This window comes from Myxococcus sp. AM011 (genome assembly GCF_013372595.1).
Classification (GTDB): domain Bacteria; phylum Myxococcota; class Myxococcia; order Myxococcales; family Myxococcaceae; genus Myxococcus; species Myxococcus eversor.
Map to the genome: position 1 here is coordinate 43,748 of NZ_JABXEM010000046.1, position 6,642 is coordinate 50,389.

A 6,642-nucleotide genomic window follows, 5' to 3' on the forward strand; every position below is an offset into this window, starting at 1 on the left:
GATGGGCGCTCGGGAGGACGACCGTCACGAACCGGAACCGCCGACCTGCGTCAGACCCGGCGCGATGTAGGACGTGTTCTCCGGGCCGTAGATGCGAAGCACGACGTAGAACGAGCCACTCAGGGGCGAGGGCAACCAATTCGGCATCTCGGCGGCCGAGGGGGCGTTGGCCTGGATGTAGATCGTCACGGAGCCGTCGGCGGCGACGCTCAGGTTCGACTGGGTCCCGAGCGAGTAACGATCAATGCTGTTGGGGACCAGGAATTGATTCGCCCCGTACATGGTCAACGACCAGAAGGCCGCGGCAGGGGGAAGCTGGCCGGCGGGGAAAGTCACCGTGTACTGGTTTGCGCCGGAGAGGGGCTGCGAGTTCGTGTCCTGGTAGGCGCGGTAGTAGATCGCCTCCGAGGGCGAGTTCGCGTAGATCCCCGCCCGTGCCGTCAGCGACCGGAAGTCATAGTCGGTCCACCAGTCCGTGCCGAAGTAGGGGAGGTTCACCTCCGGGAGGTTCCAGCCGTTCTCGACCGCGCCCCCCTGGGCCTTGTGTGTGATGGCCTTGCTGGCCTCGAGGATCCCGCGCTGGAGCGCACCGGCCAGTTCCGGATCGAGCGTGGACGGATTGAAGGGCAGGCCGGGCCCCACGCCGATGCGCGCGAAGCGCTCGAGGAGCGGCGCATCCCCGGCCGGCGGCGTCTGGAAGGTCAGCGCCAGGTTGAGGTACTGGAAGAACGACAGTGTCGTGATGAACGAGGGGGCCACCGGCAGGAAGGGCGTCGCGGGCGCGGGTGGGGGCGCTGGCTGGCCGAGGAACCGGGACAGCGGGACCAGCGCGTATTCATCCATGATCGCCTGGGTCGCCGGGACGTCGTTGGGACCCAACATCTGTGTGCGCCCGAGCAGGAAGATGTAGCGACTCGGGACAGGGATCACCGTTGCGTTCGGGACGCTGGCTGGCACCATCCCGGGGGGCGCGAGCACGTAGTTGCCCGCCGCCGCGCCGGTCGTCAACGTCCCGATGTAGCCAACGTTGTTGGTGCAGGCATCGATGATCTGGAAACTATAGTACCGCGGTGGCTCCTGGGGCACCGCCGGCACCTGCAGCACGAGCGGCTCGGCGCCCAGGTCAAGCCAGCCTTGCGAGTACGCCGTGTCGTTGTTGGGAGTGACGACGGTGGTATCGGCGGGAGTCGTGAGCTGTGCCTTGCCGTAGAACGTATTGAATTGCTGCTGGATGGCGAGTGTGCTCTGCCACAGGATGGAGTAGTTCTCGGCCAGCGGGTAACCGTACATGAAGGCCTGGTACGCGTACGCCCGCGCTTCGTCGAGAGGCAGAGGTGCCATGGTATTTTTGGACTCGGAATGATGGGGTGGGGCTGTTGCCGACAGCCCAAGCTCAAACCTGCCAGCGACGTCGATACGCCGCCTGCTTTGGCAGGGCATCCTGTCAGTCCATACTTCGAGGAGCAAGGGCGGCTTGGACGATCATCGCTCCGTAACGAAGACCGCCCATCGTCGAGCGGTCGTCGTTCTGGTTCGCCATCGCGGCAAGCCGCTTCGCGAGGGGTGGCTCAGAATGATCGGTAGCAGAACTGGCCCGGGTTTCCCTGGGTGCAGTCCTCGGGGCAGTTCTGTGTCGTTTCACCAGGGCAGCACGCCCTGTTCCCGCAGTACTCGCCGGAAGGACAGTCCGCCGGACAGCGCAGTCGCTCGATGGGCTCGCAGACCCCATCGCCACAGACGGCGAGTTCGGACTCCGACGTGGCGAGCGCCTCCTCCACACCGGGGTCCTTCTCCATCGCACCAGCACCACATCCCACGACGAGCCCCACCGTCAGGGCCATTGCGACACTCCAAGCCGCCTTCATCGGAACGCTCCTTGTCGGGTCCGCACGCATGAGGACCGCGCGCAAAGGCTAGCAGGCATCGCGGACAGAACAACGAGGTGCGCGTCGATGGCGTTGTCGCCGCATCGCTTATCGGATGAAGTGCCCGCCGTCTGGCCATCGCGCCCTCTCGTCGTTCAGGATGGCGGCATTTGCGGAGCGGTGCGCTTCCACGCCTCGAGCTCCTGCACGCGGCCGAGCCAGGTCCGGAGGTTCGCATACTCCCCGAGTGGCAGGCGCGCCGGTCCGGCGAGGGCAAACGCCGCGGCCAACGAAAAGTCGGCGAGCGTGAGGCGTTCCTGTGAGACCCACGTCTTGCCCGTGAGGTGCTCGTCCAGGACGCGTGCGTGCTGCGCGAAGAGCGCCTCGCCCCGTGCGACCTCGGTGGGGTTCGGCGGCCCACGGCCCGATACCGCCTTCACGAAGTTCTCGAAGACCAGGATGGTGCATGCCTGCGCCATGTGGCCCGAGCACCAGAAGAGCCAACGAGTCACGTCAGCGCGCCCCCGCGCATCCGCGGGGAGCAGGGTTTGTCCCGGCGTCATCTCGGCCAGGTACTGCATGATGGCGCGCGACTCCCAGAGCAGGAATCCATCGTCATCGAGGACGGGAACGAGCCCGTTGGGATTGCGGCCCAGGTGCGGCGTCGCGCGCTGCTCGCCCTTTGGCAGGTCCACCACGATGCGCTCGAGAGGGACGTCGAGGTGGGTGGCGACGAGCAGGGCTCGGCGCGAGTTTCCGGACAAGGGGTGGAAGTAGAGCTTCATGGAGCGTTCTCCTGGACCGCGCAGAGGAGGAGCGAACCTGCCTCCCCGGGGTGACAGCGGCCTGTCAGGTATGTTCGGGCCCCGTGTTGTCCTTGAATGGGAATCCCCGTGGGGAGGGGAGCCGCGAGCCCTACCGTGAGGGGGCGGGCCCTGTTACACATCCCTGGCCTTTCCCCAGGAGTCCCATGGCCCCCTCACTCTTCGACGACCACGGCTACCAGGACGTCCCCAACCGCGAGACGGGCATCAACCTCTCCGCGGCGGACGACCGGACCCTCCGCATGGCCATGCCGCCCGTGGACGGCGCCCTGCTCGACGCCCTGGTGCGCTACCAGGAGGCCTTCCTGTCCCATGCCGGCTCGGATCGGGGGGCGGAGAACCTGGCCCGCGCCCACGCCCTGGCCCAGACTGCCTCGGGCCTGGAGGCCCGGGCCCTGGAGCAGGGCATCGCCATGCTGCGCGCCTTCGGTGGCCGCCGGTGGACCGCCCGGAGGCTGGACGACAAGCTGCGTCAACTCGAGGCAGCCTCGGACACGTCGGAGGAGCTGCGCACCCGCGTCCGGGACGAGCTGGGCAAGCAGGAGCGGGAGACGGTGGCCCTGGGCCGCCGCTATGGCGAGGCCTCCCTGGCGCTCCTCCGGGAACGCGAGGCCTCCCTCCTGGACCTCCACACCCGGATGACCGGCCTGCTCAGCCAGGGATGACCGCCGCTCCCGCTTCGGTTGATTTCCGTGCCCGGCCGTCGCATAAGGGCACGTTCTTGCTCAGAGAATCCCAATGAAGCGCTACTTCATCCACACCTTCGGCTGCCAGATGAACGTCAACGACTCGCTCCGCATGAGCGAGGTGCTGGCGAAGATGTCCTACGAGCCGACTCCGGTGCCGGAAAACGCGGACCTCATCATCCTCAACACCTGCTCCATCCGTGAGAAGGCCGAGGACAAGATGCTGTCCGCCCTGGGCCGCTACAAGCCGGTGAAGGCCAGTCGCGGCGCGCTCATCGGCGTGGGCGGCTGCGTGGCCCAGCAGGAGAAGGACCGCCTCATCAAGAAGGTGCCGTACCTGGACTTCGTCTTCGGCCCCGACAACATCGCCCGCCTGCCTGACATCATCGGCCGCGTGGAGGCGGCTCGGGAGCGAGTCGTCGAGACGGCCTTCGTGGACTCGGAGGAGTACGTCTTCCCGCGCGCGGACCCGGAGACGTCCCGCGGCAAGGTCACCGAGTTCGTCACGGTGATGAAGGGCTGCGACAACGTCTGCTCGTTCTGCGTCGTCCCGCACACGCGCGGCCGTGAAGTCAGCCGCGCCTTCCCGGAGGTCCTCCTGGAGGTGGACTCGCTGGCGAAGGTCGGCGTGCGCGAGGTGACGCTCATCGGCCAGAACGTGAACTCGTACCTGGGCGGCGTGTCCTTCGCCCAACTGCTCCTGCGCACCGCGGAGGTGCCGGGCATCGAGCGCGTGCGCTTCACCACCAGCCACCCGCATGACCTGTCCGACGAGCTGATTGAGGCGTTCCGCACGCAGCCCAAGATCGCTCCGCACTTCCACCTGCCCGTGCAGTGCGGGAGCGACCGCATCCTGAAGATGATGCGCCGCGACTACACCGTGGTGCAGTACATGGAGCGGCTCAACAAGCTGCGCGAGGCGCGGCCGGGCATCGCCGTCACCACCGACATCATCGTGGGCTTCCCCGGGGAGACCGAGGAGGACTTCGAGATGACGATGAAGCTGACCGAGGAGGTCCGCTTCGACAACCAGTTCTCCTTCATCTACAGCCCCCGCCCCAAGACGGGCGCGGCGCTGCGCGAGAAGGACTGGGGCCCCATTCCGCACGAGGTGAAGATCGCCCGCCTGGAGCGCCTGCAGAAGCTGCAGCGCCGCATCAGCGCGGAGACGACCGCGGCCCTCGTCGACTCGGTGGTGGAGGTGATGGTGGAGGGCCACTCGCGCTACGACGCCGCCAAGCGCTTCGGCCGCACGCCGGAGAACCGCACCGTCAACTTCGAGGGCGACGCGCCCACCGGAGCCTTCGTGACGGTGAAGGTGGACCGCTCCACGCCCAACCAGCTCTCCGGCAAGCAGCTCGCGGTGCTGCAGCTCCCCACCGTGGAGCCGCTGCCCGTGGCGCCGCCCGTCTCGCCGTTCCATGTCGTCGCCGAGGCCTGAGGGCTCGCGCACGCAAGAGGTGTCCGCATGGCGCTGAGGTCGTTCCGCGGGGTGTCCCCCCGCATCCACCCGAGCTGCTTCGTGGATGACTCCGCCCAGGTGGTGGGGGACGTGGAGCTGGGGGAGGGGTCCTCCATCTGGCTCAACACGGTGCTGCGCGGCGACGTGAATCCCATCCGCGTGGGCCAGCGCACCAACCTTCAAGATTTGTCCCTGCTCCACGTCACCGGAGGCAGGTCGAGCACCCTCATCGGCGACGACGTGACGGTGGGTCATCACGTGGTGCTGCACGGCTGTACCGTGGGCAACCGCGTGCTCGTGGGGATGGGCTCCATCCTCCTGGACGAGGTGGAAGTAGGGGATGACTGCATCATCGGCGCGGGGACGCTGTTGACGCCCGGGACGAAGGTGCCGCCCGGCTCCATGGTGATGGGCTCACCCGGCAAGGTGAAGCGGCTGCTCACGGAGGCGGAGCGCGAGTTCCTCCTGATGTCGGCCCACCACTATGTGGAGCTGGCCAACGAGTACCGCTCCAGCCGCTGACTCGCCGGCCCTCGCGCGCCGTGTTAGGACCCGCCCCATGGCTCTCGTGCCTGCGAACACCCTCAAGGCGTGCCCCCTCTTCAAGGGCTTCACCGACACCGGCATCCAGATCTTCGCGGGCGTGGCGGTGCCCCGGGCCTTCCCGAAGGGCACCGCGCTCTTCACCGAGGGCAAGACGGGGGAGTCGCTCCTCATCGTCGGTGAGGGCACGGTGCGTCTGAGCGCCCGGAATCCCTCGGGCGAGGACGTGTCGCTGGGCGAAGTGGGCACCGGCGAGCCCCTGGGAGAGCTGGCACTGGTTCAGAAGGGCGAGCGGCTGTGCACCGCCACCGCCGTCACGGATGTCTCCGCGCTGGAGATTCGCTCCTCGGACTTCCAGAAGCTCCTGGCCACCAAGCCCCAGGCCTGCGTGAAGCTGCTGATGGGCATCGTCGGCTTCTTCGGCCAGAAGGCCCGGGACAACCGGGACATGATTCGGACCCTCATCGGAAAGGCTCCGGCCGCCTGAGAGGCCCGTGGTAGCGTGGGGCCCGGTATGCGCGCCCCCCACCTGGCCGTCCTCCTACTGCTCGGGGTCCATGCGTCGGCCCCCGCGTACGCCGGGTCGACCTCCCAGGGTTCCATCGCCTCCGAGGACGACTGGTTCGCCAACCAGTACACCCCGGGCGGCGTGGAAGTGCGCGCGGATGTTCGCGTCTTCACCCTGTTCGCCCTGCTGAACCGCGCGGGCTATGACGCGGGCCCCGTGGAGCGGGCCCACCCCGTGCCCACCTACCGCTACGGGCGCGCGCGCACCCTCGTCCGCGAGCGGCTGGCCACGGCGCCCCCGGAAGTCCTCCTGGCGGCGCGAGCCTTCTTCGCCGCGCACCCGGAGCCCGTGGAGGTCTACCTGGCGCGCCTCCTCGGCGGCCCCGACGTCCCAGGTCCCGCCGGGGAGCTGGTGGGGCTGGAGGCGCTCCTGGCCCGGGCGGAGCGCGAGTGGCCGGTGGCCGCGCTCCGGGCGGAGACGCTGCCCGACTTCCGGACAGAGCAGCGCGCCTGGCTGCCCCTGCTGGATGCCCCCTTCCAACAGGCGGCCCGACTTCTGGGCCTACGGGAAGGTGAGCCGCCCCCTCGGGTGGTGGTTAATCTGCTCGAATCCGAAGGAAGCGTGCGAGCGGTGGACACGGGGCATGGGTGGGTGATTGTGGTGGGGCCTGCGACGCGAGCCCCCCAGGCCGAGCCCGTGGTGAGAGCGCTGGCGCGGGGGGTGTTGTCCGCGCGCCTGGCCGGCCGCCTGGGTG

At 68.4% G+C, this 6,642-nt stretch carries 8 protein-coding genes; 5 read left to right on the forward strand and 3 right to left on the reverse strand.

The window, feature by feature from the left end; genetic code table 11:
• Positions 1–24: 24 nt before the first annotated feature.
• The 3 genes from HUW62_RS12525 to HUW62_RS12535 form a co-directional block, all read right to left on the reverse strand.
• Positions 25–1,341: a DUF1254 domain-containing protein gene (locus HUW62_RS12525; RefSeq protein ID WP_176434567.1), complete on the reverse strand. Its 1,317-nt coding sequence runs from the start codon at positions 1,339–1,341 to the stop codon at positions 25–27.
• 227 nt (positions 1,342–1,568) lie between these two features.
• Entirely contained in the window at positions 1,569–1,841 is a 273-nt protein-coding gene (locus HUW62_RS12530) for a hypothetical protein (protein ID WP_163867335.1), read from the reverse strand.
• A gap of 179 nt (positions 1,842–2,020) precedes the next feature.
• Positions 2,021–2,650 carry a glutathione S-transferase family protein gene (locus tag HUW62_RS12535; protein ID WP_176434568.1) on the reverse strand — a complete coding sequence of 210 codons (630 nt, stop codon included), beginning with the start codon at positions 2,648–2,650 and terminating at the stop codon, positions 2,021–2,023.
• Between the two features lie 185 nt (positions 2,651–2,835).
• Between HUW62_RS12535 and HUW62_RS12540 the strand changes: the two genes are divergently transcribed.
• From HUW62_RS12540 to HUW62_RS12560, 5 genes are all read left to right on the forward strand, one after another.
• Complete coding sequence (locus HUW62_RS12540) at positions 2,836–3,354, forward strand: hypothetical protein (RefSeq protein ID WP_176434569.1); 519 nt, start codon at positions 2,836–2,838, stop codon at positions 3,352–3,354.
• A 73-nt stretch (positions 3,355–3,427) separates the two neighbouring features.
• Positions 3,428–4,816 (forward strand): tRNA (N6-isopentenyl adenosine(37)-C2)-methylthiotransferase MiaB, encoded by a 1,389-nt coding sequence (miaB, locus tag HUW62_RS12545; RefSeq protein WP_176434570.1) that lies wholly within the window; start codon positions 3,428–3,430, stop codon positions 4,814–4,816.
• 27 nt (positions 4,817–4,843) lie between these two features.
• Complete coding sequence (locus HUW62_RS12550) at positions 4,844–5,359, forward strand: gamma carbonic anhydrase family protein (RefSeq protein ID WP_163867339.1); 516 nt, start codon at positions 4,844–4,846, stop codon at positions 5,357–5,359.
• A gap of 37 nt (positions 5,360–5,396) precedes the next feature.
• Positions 5,397–5,867: a cyclic nucleotide-binding domain-containing protein gene (locus tag HUW62_RS12555; protein ID WP_163867340.1), complete on the forward strand. Its 471-nt coding sequence runs from the start codon at positions 5,397–5,399 to the stop codon at positions 5,865–5,867.
• Positions 5,868–5,894: 27 nt separating this feature from the next.
• The coding region (locus HUW62_RS12560; RefSeq protein WP_176434571.1) for a hypothetical protein at positions 5,895–6,642 on the forward strand (748 nt) is incomplete at its 3' end.

Excerpts from the sequence above, each read along its gene's own strand:
- HUW62_RS12525 (WP_176434567.1), bottom strand. The coding sequence starts at position 1,341 with ATGGCACCTCTGCCTCTCGACGAAGCGCGGGCGTACGCGTACCAGGCC.
- HUW62_RS12530 (WP_163867335.1), bottom strand. The coding sequence starts at position 1,841 with ATGGCCCTGACGGTGGGGCTCGTCGTGGGATGTGGTGCTGGTGCGATG.
- HUW62_RS12535 (WP_176434568.1), bottom strand. The coding sequence starts at position 2,650 with ATGAAGCTCTACTTCCACCCCTTGTCCGGAAACTCGCGCCGAGCCCTG.
- HUW62_RS12540 (WP_176434569.1), top strand. The coding sequence starts at position 2,836 with ATGGCCCCCTCACTCTTCGACGACCACGGCTACCAGGACGTCCCCAAC.
- miaB (WP_176434570.1), top strand. The coding sequence starts at position 3,428 with ATGAAGCGCTACTTCATCCACACCTTCGGCTGCCAGATGAACGTCAAC.
- HUW62_RS12550 (WP_163867339.1), top strand. The coding sequence starts at position 4,844 with ATGGCGCTGAGGTCGTTCCGCGGGGTGTCCCCCCGCATCCACCCGAGC.
- HUW62_RS12555 (WP_163867340.1), top strand. The coding sequence starts at position 5,397 with ATGGCTCTCGTGCCTGCGAACACCCTCAAGGCGTGCCCCCTCTTCAAG.